The sequence below is a fragment of the Massilia cellulosiltytica genome, assembly GCF_047325105.1.
In the GTDB taxonomy this organism is placed as follows: domain Bacteria; phylum Pseudomonadota; class Gammaproteobacteria; order Burkholderiales; family Burkholderiaceae_D; genus Telluria; species Telluria orientalis.
Genome location: NZ_CP168562.1, coordinates 2,879,832 through 2,896,300 on the forward strand (window position 1 = coordinate 2,879,832; position 16,469 = coordinate 2,896,300).

At 66.6% G+C, this 16,469-nt stretch carries 12 protein-coding genes; 8 read left to right on the top strand and 4 right to left on the bottom strand.

Features of this window, described 5'->3' with window-relative positions; all coding sequences use genetic code 11:
• Window positions 1–308 precede the first annotated feature (308 nt).
• The 4 genes from ACEN9H_RS12625 to ACEN9H_RS12640 all read left to right on the top strand — a co-directional run bounded on the left by ACEN9H_RS12625 (window position 309) and on the right by ACEN9H_RS12640 (window position 8,959).
• Complete coding sequence (locus tag ACEN9H_RS12625) at window positions 309–4,022, top strand: TonB-dependent receptor (RefSeq protein ID WP_413675021.1); 3,714 nt, start codon at window positions 309–311, stop codon at window positions 4,020–4,022.
• Window positions 4,023–4,025: 3 nt separating this feature from the next.
• A complete protein-coding gene (locus tag ACEN9H_RS12630; RefSeq protein ID WP_413675022.1) occupies window positions 4,026–7,307 on the top strand; it encodes a discoidin domain-containing protein in 3,282 nt (1,093 codons plus the stop codon).
• Between the two features lie 98 nt (window positions 7,308–7,405).
• The gene (locus ACEN9H_RS12635) at window positions 7,406–8,428 is read left to right on the top strand and encodes a family 43 glycosylhydrolase (protein WP_413675023.1); all 1,023 of its coding nucleotides are present in this window, start codon (window positions 7,406–7,408) and stop codon (window positions 8,426–8,428) included.
• Between the two features lie 96 nt (window positions 8,429–8,524).
• Window positions 8,525–8,959 (top strand): hypothetical protein, encoded by a 435-nt coding sequence (locus ACEN9H_RS12640; RefSeq protein WP_371764603.1) that lies wholly within the window; start codon window positions 8,525–8,527, stop codon window positions 8,957–8,959.
• On the opposite strand, the gene ACEN9H_RS12645 is transcribed toward ACEN9H_RS12640, so the two are convergent.
• Window positions 8,960–9,451: a phage regulatory CII family protein gene (locus ACEN9H_RS12645; RefSeq protein WP_056125469.1), complete on the bottom strand. Its 492-nt coding sequence runs from the start codon at window positions 9,449–9,451 to the stop codon at window positions 8,960–8,962.
• Between the two features lie 76 nt (window positions 9,452–9,527).
• On the opposite strand from ACEN9H_RS12645, the gene ACEN9H_RS12650 reads away from it, so the two are divergent.
• The 3 genes from ACEN9H_RS12650 to ACEN9H_RS12660 are packed head-to-tail and all read left to right on the top strand — an operon-like array spanning window position 9,528 to window position 11,899.
• A complete protein-coding gene (locus tag ACEN9H_RS12650) occupies window positions 9,528–10,289 on the top strand; it encodes a hypothetical protein (RefSeq protein ID WP_413675024.1) in 762 nt (253 codons plus the stop codon).
• A 5-nt stretch (window positions 10,290–10,294) separates the two neighbouring features.
• On the top strand, window positions 10,295–11,095 hold the full coding sequence (locus tag ACEN9H_RS12655; protein WP_413675025.1) for a DUF2491 family protein: 801 nt from the start codon (window positions 10,295–10,297) through the stop codon (window positions 11,093–11,095).
• Window positions 11,096–11,134: 39 nt separating this feature from the next.
• Window positions 11,135–11,899, top strand: a complete 765-nt coding sequence (locus ACEN9H_RS12660; protein ID WP_371764607.1) for a hypothetical protein — start codon at window positions 11,135–11,137, stop codon at window positions 11,897–11,899.
• Between the two features lie 15 nt (window positions 11,900–11,914).
• Here ACEN9H_RS12660 and ACEN9H_RS12665 read toward each other — a convergent pair whose 3' ends face one another.
• The 3 genes from ACEN9H_RS12665 to ACEN9H_RS12675 form a co-directional block, all read right to left on the bottom strand.
• The gene (locus tag ACEN9H_RS12665) at window positions 11,915–12,886 is read right to left on the bottom strand and encodes a family 43 glycosylhydrolase (protein WP_413675026.1); all 972 of its coding nucleotides are present in this window, start codon (window positions 12,884–12,886) and stop codon (window positions 11,915–11,917) included.
• A gap of 70 nt (window positions 12,887–12,956) precedes the next feature.
• Window positions 12,957–13,442, bottom strand: a complete 486-nt coding sequence (gene lspA, locus ACEN9H_RS12670; protein ID WP_413675027.1) for a signal peptidase II — start codon at window positions 13,440–13,442, stop codon at window positions 12,957–12,959.
• Between the two features lie 294 nt (window positions 13,443–13,736).
• A complete protein-coding gene (locus ACEN9H_RS12675) occupies window positions 13,737–14,744 on the bottom strand; it encodes a S41 family peptidase (protein WP_413675028.1) in 1,008 nt (335 codons plus the stop codon).
• Window positions 14,745–14,853: 109 nt separating this feature from the next.
• Between ACEN9H_RS12675 and ACEN9H_RS12680 the strand changes: the two genes are divergently transcribed.
• A complete protein-coding gene (locus tag ACEN9H_RS12680; RefSeq protein WP_413675029.1) occupies window positions 14,854–16,464 on the top strand; it encodes a hypothetical protein in 1,611 nt (536 codons plus the stop codon).
• Window positions 16,465–16,469 lie beyond the last annotated feature (5 nt).

Below are 16,469 nucleotides of genomic sequence, written 5' to 3' on the forward strand. Positions count from 1 at the left end.
TTGTTGTTTCGTCAAGGATAGCGCAGTGCGTGTGGCCGGATCGCTCACGGAATTGAGCGATTCGGCCGGGGCGGCACGCGGGCGGCGCGTTGCGATAACCATCGATGCGGCAAAAGCGCGAATCGACGCCAAAAAGGAATCGCAATCGCGGCGTTGATCGGTTCGTGTGGTGTTTGCGCACGCACTTCGCTCACGCGGATGAGTATTTCCTGCTGATATATCACGGCGGCTGCACACGACCCTACACTGTTTTCAAGCCGACCCAGACAAAAACAGACCGCGCAGTGGTCTAACAAGGAGACAGAAAAATGCACGACATCCGACAGGTCATTCGCCCCACCCGCCTCGCCTACGCCGTCTCGCTGGCGGTCGCCTCCCTGATGGCGAGCCAGGCCGCGTTCGCGCAGGACGCCACGCCGCCGCAGGGCGCCACCAACGCGCAGGCGCCGGCCGGCGGCGCGGGCGAGGGCAGCGCCGCAACGGCCGCGCCGCAGGGCAACCAGGAGATCGCGAGCGGCATCGCCACCGTCGTCGTCTCGACCCGCAAATCGCAGCAATCGTCGATCGCCCGCAAGAAGAACGCGGCCACCGCGCTCGATTCCATCGTCGCGGAAGACGTGGGCTCGCTGCCGGACCGGAACATCGGCGAGGCGATCTCGCGCATGGCCGGTATCGCGCTCGACCGCGGCGATTTCGGCGAGGGCGTCACCGTGGCCGTGCGCGGCAACGGACCGGACCTGACGCGTGTCGAGATCGACGGCATGGCGGTGCAGTCGGCCAACAACGCGGCCAGCGGTCGCGGCAGCGAGTTCCGCCAGCTTTCGGCTGACCTGATCAAGAGCGTGGACGTGGTCAAGGGCTCGACGGCCGACATGGTCGAGGGTTCGCTCGGCGGCGGCATCATCATCAAGACGCGCACGGGCCTCGATTTCAAGGAGCCGTTCGCGTCGGTACGCGTGGCGGGCACCACCAATAACCTGAACAAGAAGTGGGAGCCGGACACCAACGTCATCCTGTCGCGCAAATTCATGGACGACCGCCTCGGCGTGATCCTGAATGCGTCGAAGTCGACGACGGCCAACGAGCAGCACCAGATGCAGGTCGCGACCAGCGCGGCCGCAGGCTACGCGCGCCTGATCGACTTCGACAACTCGCCGCAGAAGACCTTCACGTACAACCCGTCCACGCTGAACATGGCGGATCCGGCGTCGACGACGCCTGCAGGTCCCGCGGCCGGCTCCACGGGCATCTATCCGTACACGAACGGCACCGGCAATTACAACACGTATTCGCCGTACGAGATCCTGACCAGGTCGGCCGCGGCGCAGACCAAGGCGGACTGCTACAGCGCGTTCCCGCAACTGGCCACCACGGACGGGACGCTGAAGAACCTGAGCGCGTCGAACCGGACGAATGCGGTGAACGAACGCCAGAACGAATTGATCAGTTGCCTGAACCAGTGGAACGACTATACGCCTTCGCTGGTCCGCAACAAGATCCAGACCGAGATCGACCGCCGCCAGGACCTCGACCTGCGCGCCGACTTCAAGGTCAACCGGGACCTGGTGGTGTACGCCAAGGGCAGCTATTCCAAGCGCCATACCGACAACAAGACGTCGTTCCTCAACCTGGGCGGCATGAACGTGAATACGGCGAAGACGTTCGTGGACGCGAGCGGCGTGCGTTCGGTCGCGCCGGGTGCGAGCGGCGCCGGCTACTACCTGTACCCGGGTAATGTGAGCTACCTGAGCGGCGGACCGGCCGTGCAGGGCGCTGTGACGAACGTCGACCCGTCGACCGTCACGGTGGACGCGAGCCACCACGTGACCAGCTTCGGCATCAGCGACGGCGCGGCCGGTGTCGACCAGATCTTCCAGAAGTCCGATACAATCACCAAGTATTTCCAGACCGGCGGCGAATGGAACCACGGCGGCATGAAGGCGGAGTGGCTGGTCGGCGACGCCAAGTCCAACTACACGACGGAGACCTTCCGCACGACGTTCAGTTCCTACTATGGGGCGGCACAGATGTCGGTGACCCCGAACGGCCTGTGGACGTACAACTTCCCGCAGGGGTCGACCTTCGACCTGTACAACCCCGCGAACTATGCGCGCCTCGTGCAGCCGGCCGCCGCAGCGGCCGTCACCAGCGGGAACACCTACATCAACAGCGTGCCGGCCTACACGGCGAACCAGCAGCCGCTGCTCACGTATTCGCAGCCGCAGCTGACCTACACGCCGGGGATCACGGCGACGGAGGAACGCACGGCGAAGGCCGACTTCACGTTCCAGGTCCCGGAATCCATTCCGTTCTTCACCCGCTTCAAGACCGGCTTCAACTTCCGCGACACGCGCTACGACACCCGCGGCGGCAACGGCTACCAGGTAAGCACTGACCCGATCGTCTATGCGATCCCGGGCCTCGTCCGCAGCACCCTCGTGGGCTGCCAGGACACCGCCGGTTCGCTGGGCGCGGGCGGGAACAAGTGCCAGTACGGCTATGTGAAGAGCAATCGCTGGGACAGCCAGAGCTCGGGCATCGTGACCGTGACGCCGCAGCAGTTCCAGGACATCATCGCCAAGTCGCTCAACGGGAACATCACCAATACCCAGCTGTTCAACGGCGCCAACGGCCAGTTCGGCGGCGCCGTCACCAACTGGCCGAACATCGACGTGCAGAAGGTGTTCCAGCTGGCCGGCATCACGAACGCGAACCTGGACTGCGTCACCAGCTGCACGGGCACGGACGGCAAGACGTACGAAGCACCCGTGACGAGGATGAGCGAGCGTTCCGAGGCCCTGTACGTGATGGGCGATTTCAACATCGACCGCATCCCGTTCACCAGCCGCGCGCTGCCGTTCGACTGGCAGGTCGAAGGCAACCTGGGCTACCGCTACATCCGCACCAAGATCCACGGCATCGGCAACATGCAGTTCCAGTCGATCACGCGCACGGCAGCCTTCGATCCGGCCAGCCCGAACGCGGCCGGCGGGATCAACGACGTCACGGTGTCGACCAACACGGCGGTGGACGCCACCACGCACGACTTCCTGCCGATCTATAACCTCGCGATGTGGCTCGTGCCGGACACGTTCGTCGTGCGCTACAACCGCGCCCGGACCGTCGCCCGTCCGCCGGTGACGAATCTCCTGCCGTCGGGCCTGTGCCGCTACGACGAGCGCGTCGACGCGCAGGGCACCCAGACCTGCACCAAGACCGTCGGCAACCCGGCCCTGCAGGCGCAGAAGAACCTGAACCAGAACTGGAGTGCGGAATACTACCCGAGCAAGGACACGATGTTCTCGCTGTCCTACTTCAACCAGCGCGGCATCGTGGGCCCGTCGATCGTGCAGACCGAGAACGGCACGCTGGGCCTGGCCCTGGTCGACCCGACGACGGGCAGATCGCTGGCGGAACTGCCGTTCTCGTTCCCGACCTACGAGAACGGCGTCCCGACCACCCGCAAGGGCTGGGAATTCAATACCAAGACCGCCTTCACGTTCCTGCCGTGGCGCCTGCGCTACCTCGGCTTCGACGGGAACTACACGAAGCTGGCTTCGGTCACGTCGACCCAGAACATCGTCGACCTGCTGACCGGCACGCCGCTGCCGCCGCTGCGCGAATCGAAGTTCCAGTACAACTGGGCGATCTGGTATGACGACGGCCGCCTGTCGGCGCGCGTCGCGGTGCAGGGCGTGGGCAGCTACTTCAACAATATCGCGGGTTCGTCCTCCAACTACCTGAACAACTACCCGAACGCGAGCGGCAACGCCCGTCCGCCGGCCTACAACCCGGGTTCGCCGAACTTCAAGGACGCGACGCGCTACGTCGATGCGAAGATCCAGTACCGCATCACGCCGGAACTCGACGTGTTCATCGAAGGACGCAACCTGAACAACGCGGCAACCAGCAACAGCCAGGGTTCGTACGTACCGTTCGAGAACGGCACCCCGAGCATCCTGGACTACAGCTACGCCGGCCGCCGCATCATGGTGGGCGCGAACTACCGCTTCGGCGGCTGACGCATGAGGAACCTGCTGGGTATCGCCGCGCTGGCCTGGGCCGCTTCGGCCGGCGCGGCGGACACCATCGACCTGGCCGGCGACTGGCGTTTCGCGCTCGACCGCGACGACGCCGGCGTGGCGGGCCACTGGGAAAGCCGCACGCTGGCGGACCGCATCCGCGTCCCCGGCATCCTGAACGCACAGGGCTACGGCGACGCCATCACGGTGCAGACGCCGTGGGTGCTGTCCCTGTACGACAAGAACTGGAACCTGCGCGCGGACTACGCGGCATTCACGAAGCCGGGCCAGGTGAAGGTGCCGTTCCTGAGCCAGCCGCCGCGTCACTACCTCGGCGCGGCATGGTACCAGCGCGACGTCGAGGTGCCGGCCGCCTGGCGCGGCAAGCGCGTCGTGCTGCACCTGGAGCGGCCCCGCTGGGGTTCCGGCGCGTGGATCGACGACCGTGCGCTGGGTACCAACCTTTCCCTCGTGGCGCCGCACGACTACGCCATCGGCCCCCTCGCGCCCGGCCGGCACCGCATCACGGTGCGCGTGGATTCGCGCGTGCTGATGGCGTACCGGCCGGACTCGCACAGCATCTCCGATTCGCTGGGCATGAGCTGGAACGGCATCGTCGGCAAGGCCGAGTTGCGCGCGACGTCGCCCGTCTACATCGCGGATGCGCAGGTGTTCCCGGACGTGGCCAGCCGCAGCGTGCTCGTGAAGCTCGACGTCGGCAATGGCGGCGGCAAGGCCGGGGCGGGGACGGTCACGGCCAATGGCCGGCGCATTCCCGTGCGCTGGACGGCGGACGGCGGCCATGCGGAATTTCGCGTGCAGTATCCGAAGGAAGCGCCGACATGGGACGAGTTCCATCCGGTGCTGCAGGCGCTGCAGCTGCGTCTCGCGGGACCGGGCGCCGACGACGCGCGCGACGTGTCGTTCGGCTTCGTGCAGGTGGCGGCGCGCGGCACGGACATCCTCGTCAACGGCCGCCCCGTGTTCCTGCGCGGCACGCACCACGGCGGCGACTTTCCGCTCACCGGCTATCCGCCCACGGACGTCGCGTACTGGAAGAAGATCTTCGCCATCAACAAGGCGTGGGGCATCAACCACGTGCGCTTCCACTCGTTCACGCCGCCGGAAGCGGCCTTCCAGGCGGCGGACGAAGTGGGTATCTACCTGCAGCCGGAGCCGGGCATGTGGAACCGGTTCGAGCCCGGCACGCCCATCGAACAGGCGCTGTACGACGAGACCGAGCGCCTGATCCGCGCGTACGGGAACCATCCGTCGTTCCTGCTCCTCAGTCCCAGCAACGAACCGTCGGGGCACTGGAAGGACGTGTTCGCGAAGTGGACCGCGCGCTTCCGCGCCGAAGACCCGCGCCGCCTGTACACGAACGGCACGGGCCACACGGAGCCGGTCGTACCGGATCTCGACAAGGACGTCGACTACCTGGCCGTGCAGCGCATCGGCCCGAAACCGCTGCGCAACAAGACCGGGTGGTTCGGGCGCGACTACGCGGCGTCGCTGGACGGCATCCGCGTGCCCGTCGTGTCGCACGAGGTGGGCCAATGGGTCGCGTATCCGGATTTCTCCATCATCGACAAGTTCACGGGCTATCTGCAGCCGGGGAACTACGAGATCTTCCGCGAATCCGCCCGCAGTCACGGCGTATTGGACCGCAACCGCGAGTTCGCGCTGGCATCCGGCCGCTGGCAGCTGGCGTGCTACAAGGAAGAGATCGAGGCGGCGCTGCGCACGCGCGGCCTCAGTGGCTACCAGTTGCTGGACCTGCACGACTATCTGGGCCAGGGCACGGCGCTCGTCGGCATCCTCGATACGTTCTGGGCGTCGAAAGGCTATGCGGCGCCTGACGCGTTCCGCCGCTTCAACGGCGCGACGGTGCCGCTGGCCCGCCTGACGCACTCCGTGTTCACGACGCGCGACGCGTTCGACGTGCCGGTGGAGATCGCGCACTACGGCGCGCAGCCGCTGGCCGGTGCGCGGCCGTGGTGGCGCATCGAGGACGATGCCGGGCGTGCGGTGCTGCAAGGGCGCTTCGCCGACCTCGATATCCCGATCGGGAAGAACATCCCGCTGGGCCGCGTCAGCGCGGACCTCGCGCATCTGCCTGCGCCCGCGCACTACCGGCTCGTCGCGGGCCTGGACGGGACGAGCATCGCCAACGACTGGAACTTCTGGCTGTATCCGGACCAGGTCGATGCGGCCATCCCGGCTGGCGTGCTCGTGACGCATGCGTGGCCGGAAGCCGAGGCGCGGCTGGCGCAGGGCGGCAAGGTGCTGTACCTGCCGCGCAAGGCGGACCTGGACTGGACCTCGCCGCCGCTCGCGGACGTCCCCGTGTTCTGGAACCGGTTGATGAATCCCGCATGGTCGCGCATGCTGGGCCTGTGGATCGATCGCGCGCATCCCGCGCTCGCCGGCTTCCCGTCGGCCGACCACATGGACTGGCAGTGGAGCGGCCTGGTGGCCGGCGCCCGCGCGTTCAATCTCGAACGCCTGCCGGCCGGATTGCGGCCCATCGTCCAGCCCATCGACGACTGGAACCGCAACTACCGTCTCGGCGCCGTGTTCGAGGCGAAGGTGGGCGGCGGCCGCTTGATGGTGGCGACCTTCGACCTCGAGACCCGCCTGGACGAGCGTCCGGCCGCGCGCCAGTTGCGCCGCTCGCTGCTGGACTACATGGCCGGCCCACGCTTCGCGCCCGCGACGGCCGTCGATCCCGCCGCGCTGCGCGCCAGCCTGTTCGACACGCGCGTGATGAAAAGACTCGGCGCGACAGCAAGCGGATGGCCTGATGCGGCGAACGTCGTGGACGGCGACCCCAATACGGTCAGTCTCGTCGCGGTGAAGGGCGATGCGCCGCGGCCGCAGCCGGTGTTGACGATCGGGTTCGCGCAGGCCGTGCCGTTCGACGGGCTGGTGCTGATGCCGCGCCAGAATCACCGCGACCACGAGGGCGACGTGCGCGAGTGGTCCATCCAGGCCAGCGACGACGGCACGACGTGGCGCGACGTGGCCCGTCCGACGCTCGCGTCGACGTTCGATCCGCAGACCGTGCGTTTCGGGCACACCGTCACGGCGCGCTGGCTGCGGCTGACGCCCCTGTCCGGGTTCGGTGCGGACTGGGCCAATGCGCTGGCCGACGTCGCGGTGCTGTACGCCGGCCCGGCGCTGCCGGACGAAGCGGGCGAACTGGAATACAGGCGCTCGCGGTCGACGTCGGCCGACGTCGACGAGGCGGGGATGGACGACAGGCCGCGCCGCCGGACCCGGTGAATTCGTATCGGTGACGCGAAAAAATTCATTGGTCGGGTGGACGCTGCCCGACTATCATCCGATCATCGCCGCCAGCCTGCGTTCTTTTTGGAGCTCCGATGTATCGCTTGACCGTACGCGCCTTGCCGGCGCTGGCCCTGTGCCTCGCCACCGCGTTCGCGCCGGCCCGCGCCGCCGAACCCGTATTCCACAATCCGCTCGTGCAGCAGCGCGCCGACCCGCAGGTGAGCCTGCAGCCGGACGGCTGGTACTACTACACGGCGACCGTGCCGGAATACGACCGCATCGAGATCCGCCGCGCCCGTTCCCTCGACGACCTGGGCGCCGCGCCGGCGAAGACCGTGTGGCGCAAGCACGCCACCGGCGCGATGGGCGCGCACATCTGGGCGCCGGAAATGCACCGCATCGACGGCAAGTGGTATATCTATTTCACGGCCGGCAGCGCCGAGCATCCGTGGGAAATCCGCCTGTACGCGCTGGAAAGCGCGTCCGCCGATCCGTTCGCGGGCGAGTGGGTCGAGCGCGGCCAGGTCAAGACCGGCTGGGAATCGTTCTCGCTGGACGCCACCACGTTCGAACACCGCGGCCAGCGCTACCTCGTGTGGACCCAGACCGCGCCGGACGGCAGCAAGGGCACCAACATCTACCTGGCGAAGATGGACACGCCGCTGTCGATCAAGGGCCCGGCCGTGCTGCTGACGAAGCCGGAGTACGCGTGGGAGAAGGTCAAGTTCGCCGTCGACGAGGGCCCGGCCGTGCTGGTGAGCCACGGCCGCGTGTTCGTCACGTTCTCGGCCAGCGCCACGGATGCGAACTACTGCCTCGGCATGGTCAGCGCGCCGGCGGACGCCGACCTGCTCGATGCGAAGTCGTGGACCAAGCTGCCGGAGCCCGTCTTCAGGAGCAGCGAGAAGAACGGCCAGTGGGGCCCCGGCCACAACGCGTTCACGACGACGCCGGACGGCAAGACTGACGTGCTGGTCTACCACGCGCGCAACTACCGCGAGATCCAGGGCGATTCGCTGCACGACCCGAACCGCCACACGCGCGCGCAGGCCATCCGCTGGCGCGCGGACGGGATGCCGGATTTCGGCGAACCGGTCGCCGACGCTCCCCGGTAATTTAACCGTTGCTTTACCGTCCGGCACACTGGCAATGTGACCGGAAAGTCTGGTATTGTTGTCGCCGTCGCAACAAAAAACAAGACGGAGGACACAATGAACGGTGCGGGCGGTACGGGCGGAGGAACGGGCCAGTTCTTCCTGGGGCTGGTGCTGATGTGCGGGGGCTTCTACCTGCTCCTCAACAGCGTGGTGGTGAGTTCCAGCTTCGGCCTCGGCACGCGCCTGTTCGGCGTGGGCGGCTACGGCATCACGGGCGGGATCGTCCTCATTCCCCTCGTGATCGGCATCGCCATGATCTTCTACAACGCCCGCAACGTGCTGGGCTGGCTGCTGGCGATCTGCGCGTTCGCCGCGCTCGTGTTCGGCGTGATCGCGTCCGTGAACATGTCGCTGCGCACGATGTCGGCGTTTGAACTCATCTGCATCCTCGCGCTGGCGTTCGGCGGCCTGGGGCTGTTCCTGCGCTCGCTGCGCGGCGCAGCGCGCGAAGAAGCGGCGGCGGCGCCCGAACGCCGCCTGCGTTCCTGATCAGCGGATGCCCGCCTCGGTCTCCTGGCGCAGGCGTGCGCGCCAGGCGCCCAGGGCGGACAGCGCGGCATGGAATTTACGTTCGATCAGGTCGGCCTCGACCGGGGTGACGGTGCCGTCGAGCAGGGCGGTCGACACGGCCTCGGCCACGGCGCCCACGTCGCTCATCACGCGGCAGACCGTTTGCGACAAGTCGTCCTGGCGCGCCTGCTCCGGTTGCGGCACGACGAACGCCGCCATCCCGTGGCGCACCAGCAGCGCGTGCAGCGGCAGGTGCGCTTCCTGCACGCCGGCCTTGTGGCAGCACTCGACGATCTGCGACACCTCCTCGAACGACGGATAGTGCGATGCGATCGTGGGCGACAGCTTGTTGCGCAAGACATTGGCGGACATGTCCAGCTCGCGCGCCAGCGCATCGATGCCGCCGGGGTATTTGCGCGCCACCGTGTACAGGGCATCGTGCTGGTTCATGTCGAGGTAACGGCGGGTCATGGTATTCCTTTGCTAATTTTACCGGTGCGTGCGACCATCGCGGTCGTTATGCTGATTCTAACTTTCGATCGCTTCCATGACCATGTTGAAGTCTTATAACGTCGCGCTCGTGCTGGCCCTGCTGCTCCCGCTGGCGCATGTCGGCGCCGTCGACGCGAAGCCGTCCTCGTCGAGCTCCTTCAAGAGCGGCTTTTCGTCGCAGCGCTCGTCGCCGCCATCGAGGCCGTCGTATTCGTCGGCGAAGTCGAGCGGCACCAGCTTCGGCTCGTTCAGCCGGCGTTCGGCGCCGCCCGACGCCGCGCCGCAACCGGGCAGATCGTCGGGCGGTTTCGGCTCGTTCGGGGGCGGGGCGGCCACGCCGCAGAAATCGGATTCGGCGCTGTCGCGGAAGCTGGACAGGAACACGTCGGAAGCGAACGCGCTGCGCACGCTGGACGCGCGCCGGCAGGCGCAGGCCGATTCGGCGCGGGACACCCGGCCGGTGCCGGGATACGAGCAGGGACGGAGCGCGCCGACGTATGCACCGCCGCCCGTGCAGCAACAGCAGCCGCCGGTGATCGTGCGCCAGGACAGCGGCCTCGGTCACGTGATCGCGGGTGCCGTGATCGCGAACGCGGCGCGCGGCGCGCATGCGAACAACAACGGCTATCCGGGCGGATATGGGGGCGCAAGCGCGGACGGGGCGTCGTCCGCGTCCGGCGGCGGCACGTCGTTCCTCGGCGTGTTCCTGACCTTGTGCGTGCTGGCGCTGATCGGCTGGGGGGTGTACTTCGCGTGGCGCCGCCTGCGCCGCGGCCGCGAAGCCAAGAAACCGAATTATTCGTTCGAAAGGAATTGACGAGAATGGCCTGGAAGGATGTCTTCAGCTATGTGCGCGCGGTGGCCGCCAACAAGGGTGTGACGCAGGGCGCGACGCGCGCCGACGACGACGTGCCGCTGGGCGCGCGCATCGGCAGCGTCGTGCAGATCCAGATGTCGCCGATCATCCGGGCGCAGACGAACGGCTCGCTGATCGCGATGCCGGCCGCCGCGGACACGCGCATTCTCGCCGTGTCGCAGATCCGGCTGCAGCCGGGTATGGAGCTGAACCCGGTGGAGTTGTACCGCCTGTACCTCGACAAGGGCGACGACGCGGCGGACGAGAAATTCCTGCAGGTGTTCTGCGGCGACGACGGCAAGGTGGCCGAAGTGCTGTACTGCACCCAGCTGGCGCGCGTGATCCCGGAGACGGCCGACGACCAGGATGCGTACACGGGCGTGGCCGGCTACGGCCTGGGCGACGCGGGCTACACGCTGTGGCGCGAGCAGCTGGCCGACATGCTGGGGGCGGCGGAATTGTCGACCGTGTTCGGGGAGTCCGACCGCCTCGACTACACCCGCGATGCCGGCGCGCCGGATGCGCAGTTCGTTGCGCCGTTCAAGGGCCGCGAAACGCGCATCGACGATGCACAAGGGCAGCACGGCCTGCGCCAGGAGATGTATTTCATGCCGTACGTGCGCCAGCTGGCGGACGGCGGCCGCGAATATTTATTGATCACGACGGAGATCGTGGAAAGCGTCGATGGCGATGCGGGCAAGCGGGGAATCCACGTCGATTTCGTGATCGGCATCCCCGTCGAGCAGGAACGCATCGTCATCCAATAACTGTAGTAACCGTTTTCTTCACCGCAGAAAGGAACAACAATGAGCAACGCTAGTGGATGGGGCCTGACCGCACGCCTGGTCACGAAGCATTTCGGCGCACTGGGCAACCGCATCGCCGAGGCCATCGCCAACTTCGACCCCGAAACCGCGACCGAGGCCGACCGCGACCGCCTGGTCGCCACGCTGCGCGAGACGGCGCAACTGCTGGCGACGTCGCGCGCGTCGTTCGACAAGGAGCGTGGCGACGTGGTGAACCTGCAGAACCTGATCGCCAACGACGAACGCGCCGCCGAGAAGCTGGCCGAACGCCTGGCTGCCGGCACGATCTCGGAAGCGACCGTGACCATGTTCTGCGACGAGCTGGAAGCGAACAAGGCCCGCCTGCCGCAGGAAATCCAGGAAGAGGCGGATGCGAAGGCCTACATGGACGAGCTGCAGAAGATCGTCGATGCGCTGTCGAAGCAGCTGGCCGAATTCGACGCCCAGGCCAAGAAGGCGATGCAGGCGCTGGCGGCCGCCAATGCGCAGAAAGAGTTGCAGCAGCTGCGCATCGAGCGCCAGGAGCAGCTGAATGGTCTCACGAGCATGCGCGGCAACTCGACGGCGCTGTCGGCGCTGACCCGCCGCGCCCAGGCCGTGACGAACGAAGCGTCGGGCCTGCGCATCGTCGCCGACATCGGCCAGAAGCCGCTGGACCAGCAGGCGGAACTGGATGCGATCCGCAAGTCCGTCAGCCAGCCGGAAACGGCCGGCGAGAGCGCGCTGGAACGCCTCAAGCGCCTGTCGGGCAAGACGGCGGCTTGAGGACGAGATCCCGGGTCAGTCGTTCGGCTGGCCCGGCTTCACGGCGACCTGCCTGATCGAGCCATCCGCGCCGTATTCGAGCGGCGCGATGGCGATCGAACGGCGGTAGCCGCCGCCGCCCGGCAGCAGGGCGTCGTGGTAGAACACCCAGCTCTTGCCGTCGTGTTCGAGGATGGCCTGGTGGTTCGTCGAGATCTTCAGGTAGTCGATCACGACACCGCGGTACGTGAAGGGACCCATCGGCGAGCTCGCGGTCGCGTACAGGATCTGGCCGGGCCAGCCGGACGAGAACGTGAAATAGTACACGCCGTTATGCTCGTGCATGAACGGTGCCTCGCCATATTTCTTCTTTGTGTCGGAGGCAGACAGGCCGTCGATCTTCACGATGCGGATCGGGCCGTCCAGCGAGATCATGTCCGGCTTCAGCTTGACGACCTTCGGCACGCGCGTGCCGAAGTACATGTATGCCTGGCCGTCCTTGTCGATGAAGACGGCCGGATCGATCGGCTCGTCGCCCGCGTTCACGTCGCGCTCCCGGTCGACGAGCGGATCCTTGCGTGCATCGACGAAGCCGCCGTCCGGGCGGTCCGAGACGGCCACGCCGATCTTGTCGCCGCCGACGGGCGCATAGAAATAGTACTTGCCGTTGCGGTAGGCCGCTTCCGGCGCCCATGCCTTCGCATCCGGCCGCGCCCATTTGAACACCGTGACGGCCAGCGGCACGCCGGCGTCGCGCCACGTCTTCATGTCGGGCGACGTGTACAGGCGCCACGTGACGGAATCCCAGTACTTGCCGGTGTTCGACGCGTCGTCGGTCGCGTACAGGTAGAACTTGTCGCCCTTCGCGGCGGGGAAGACGTGCGGCGACGGGTCCGCATTGAAGCGGGAAGCGATGGGCCGGCCCGTCTCCGGCGCGGCCGCCTGGGCGGCCAGCGCGAGCGATAGAGTAGGTACGAGAACGGCGAAGAAACGGCGTGTCAGGTGCATGGCGGCTCGTGGTCGGATAATGAACGAGCACGCATCCTAGCACAGCTTGCGCGGCAGATGATATCGATAACTAAACTTTCCCGTGCCTGGTGGAGCCGCTCGCCAGGACGAGGAACATCGCGCCGCCGAAAATCCACACGTCGGCGACGTTGAAGGAATACGGGTTGTCGATCGCGCAGCAGCTCACGTTGATGTAGTCGGCCACCGCGCCGTACACGATCCGGTCGTAGGCATTGCCGAGCGCACCGCCGATGATGGCGCCGGACGCCAACAGCAACGGCCAGCCCGACTTGTTGCGTACCCAGAATGCCAGCGCGATGGACGCGACGATACTGATCGCTACCAGCAGCCAGCGCGCGTCGAACCCGTTCAGCAAGCCGAAGTTCACGCCCTTGTTCCAGGCCATCACGAAATTGAGGTATGGGGGCCAGGCGGGGATCTTGTGGAGGGATGCGAGGTCGAGCCGCTCGACGATGACGATCTTGGAGAGGCGGTCGAGGCCGAAGAACACGAGCGCTGCGACAGCGGTGCGCAGCAGAGGGCTAAAGGATGTCATTCGTCAGCTGGTCTTGAATGGTGGGGTCGACATCGACCGTTTCTTCGTGCACGTAGCCCTCGGCTTCATTGCGCAGCAACACCTTGACGCGCTCGATCGTACAGGGCTCGCCGATCGTGAATCCCAGTTTCGGGCCGGAGCGGTTCGATGACGATACCGACGGCAGTCGATGTCATCCTGCAGTGTACGGTCAATGTTGTCCTGGCGACAAGGGGCAGGCATTTGCCGGCGTACGTCATCCGCGGACGGGAATGGCCAGCGCCGACGCGTACAGCCCGGGACCGATGCGTTTTTTCATGGAGACGGGACCGCGTCCAGCTGCCTCCGCAGCATGTCTTGCGCTACCGCGAGCGCAGCGGCGGGCGGCGCGCCGACATCCGGCATGACCCCCGAGCCTTCCCAGTTCGTGCGGGTAATCGGGCTGATGGTGCGGCTATGCGGGATGGCGGCAAAAAAATGGTCGCCGAGGCGATACAACGCTATCGGATGGGCACCGCCCCACGTCCGTGCCCCGATCACGGTGGCGCGTTTCAGCGCCTGCATCGTATAGGTGAAATCTTCGCCGGCGGACGCCGTCCCCGGGCCGGCCAGGATCGCGACAGGCTTCGTGCCGCCATAGCGTCTGCCGTCGAGTGCGCCTTCGGTCCAGGTCTGCGTCGTCCGCCCGGAATCGCGCGACCAGACGTCGTTCAGGCGCGTGGGGCGGTCGACGAAATAGCTGATCAGCAGCGCCACCGATGCCGGGTCGCCGCCGCTGTTGTCGCGCACGTCGACGATGAGCGCATCGGTATCGGACAGCTTGTCCAGCGCGGACGCGTACGCTCCAGCCACCGCGGCACGGGATGGGAATGACGATATCCGCAGATAGCCGATGGCGGGACTCAGGTGGTCGACGTTCTCGACACCGTCATGCTGGCCCCGGGCGGCGCCGGACGCCGCCCTTGGCATGACATCCGGCTCGACGCCGGGACGCAACCGCTTCGGGCTGAACTTCACCTTCATGTGCAGGTCGTGGGCTACGGACGCCATATCGGCCGTGAGCTGCGCGGCAAACTGCTCGCCGCTTGTGATGGCGCCGTACGCGCCGTCATCTTGGCGCTGTCGCAGCAACATTTCGATCTGCTTTGCCTTATCGTGGAACACGTAGTGCTGGTCGAGCCGGGCGACCAGCGTATCGATCGTTTGTGCGCGCGTCGTGCCGTCGACGGACAGGTCGGCCCGGAAGAGGTCCGGCAGGGCAACGACGGTGCCGGCCAGCCCCAGCGACAGCAAGATCGACAGGATGAACAGGTTTCTTTTCAATTCTTTCCTCCTGGCTGAGCAGATTATCGGAAAGCCTGGCCGCGAAATGCGTGGATTGTCACAGGGTTCGGTAATCATATTCGACACCATGCCGTGTTAAGCTCGCCTCATGCATATCGTTCCCAACTCGATCTTCGCCATGTTGCTGGCTGCGGCCGTCAGCGCCAGCGCTTCCGCCGCCACCTTGTCCGTCGGACCGGGCAAGGCGTTTTCCGCACCGTGTGCCGCCGTCGCCGCCGCCCGGGACGGCGACACCATCGAGATCGAAGGCGGCACCACGTACAAGGGCGACGCCTGCAAGATCGCCCGCAACGGCCTGACCATCCGCGGCGTGAACGGCCGTCCCCGGATCGATGCTGCCGGCAAGGAAAACGGCGGCAAGGGTACGTGGGTCGTGACCGGCAACGACATCGTCGTCGACAACGTCGAGATGACGGGCGCGAAGGTCGCCGACCAGAACGGTGCGGCGCTGCGCCTGGAGGGCACCAATTTCACATTGCGTCACAGCTTCCTGCACGATAACGAGAACGGCATTCTCAGCGGCCACAACGAGAACAGCGACATCCTCATCGAATACACCGAGTTCGGTCACAACGGCTTCGGCGATGGCCAGACCCACAACCTGTACATCGGCAAGGCCAGGAGCCTGACCTTCCGCTACAACTATTCGCACGATGCGAACGTCGGCCACAACCTGAAGTCGCGCGCGATGACGAACACGATCGTCTACAACCGCTTCTCGAGCACGAATCCGGGCGACAAGGGCAGCACGGCCTCGGGCCAGCCGAGCTACGAGATCGACCTCCCGAACGCGGGCACATCCTACGTCATCGGCAACGTCATCCAGCAACCGGCGGCCAACCAGAATCCGGCCATCGTGGCGTACGGGGAGGAAGGCGCGACCAATCCGGGCCAGGACCTGTACTTCGTCAATAACACCGTGGTGAACGACTTCGCCGGCGGGACGTTCCTGTTCGTCAGCGGCAAGGTATCGACGCCCGCGCTCATCCAGAACAACATCTTCGTCGGCAACGGCACACTCAGTACGCAGTCCAGCGCAGTACTGAAGAACAATTACCGCGCTTTCGCGGCAGACTTCGCCGATCGTTCGACCGGCAGCTTGCGGCGCTTTGCCAGCGCGCTCGTGATCGGCGCGGGCACCGACCCGGGCAAGTCGGCCGCCGGCGTGGCGTTGGCGCCGACGGGGCAGTACAAGGACGTCGCATCGGGCGAAGGGCGCCCCGCGTCCGGCGCGCTGGACCTCGGCGCCTACGAGGTAGCGGGCGCTTCGGCGCGTGCGACAGCGGTCGCCTGGACGGAATGCGCTGCGGAGAGCAAGGTCTGCCGCTTCAGCGGCACGCGTGAAGTGCGTTTCGGCAGTGGGGGCGTGTACACGTCGAAGATCGTGACCGCATCGACACCCTGCACGACGGCCGTGTTCGGCGACCCGGCGCGCGGCCTGGCCAAGAGCTGCAGCTATGCCGACGTCACCACGGCGGCGCCGGCCGCGTTGGCGAAAACCGCCGCGGCGAGCGCCTGGACGCCGTGTGCGGGCGAGGGCGCCATCTGCCTGCTCAGCGGTACCAATCGGGTGCGTTACGGTACCGAAACCAAAAACGTGACCAAGGTGTTGACCGGTCCGGTGACGTGCTCGAACGCCACGTTCGGGGATCCTGCGCACGGTTCCTTGAAGACCTGCAGCTATCGGGCGGGACGGTGACGGCG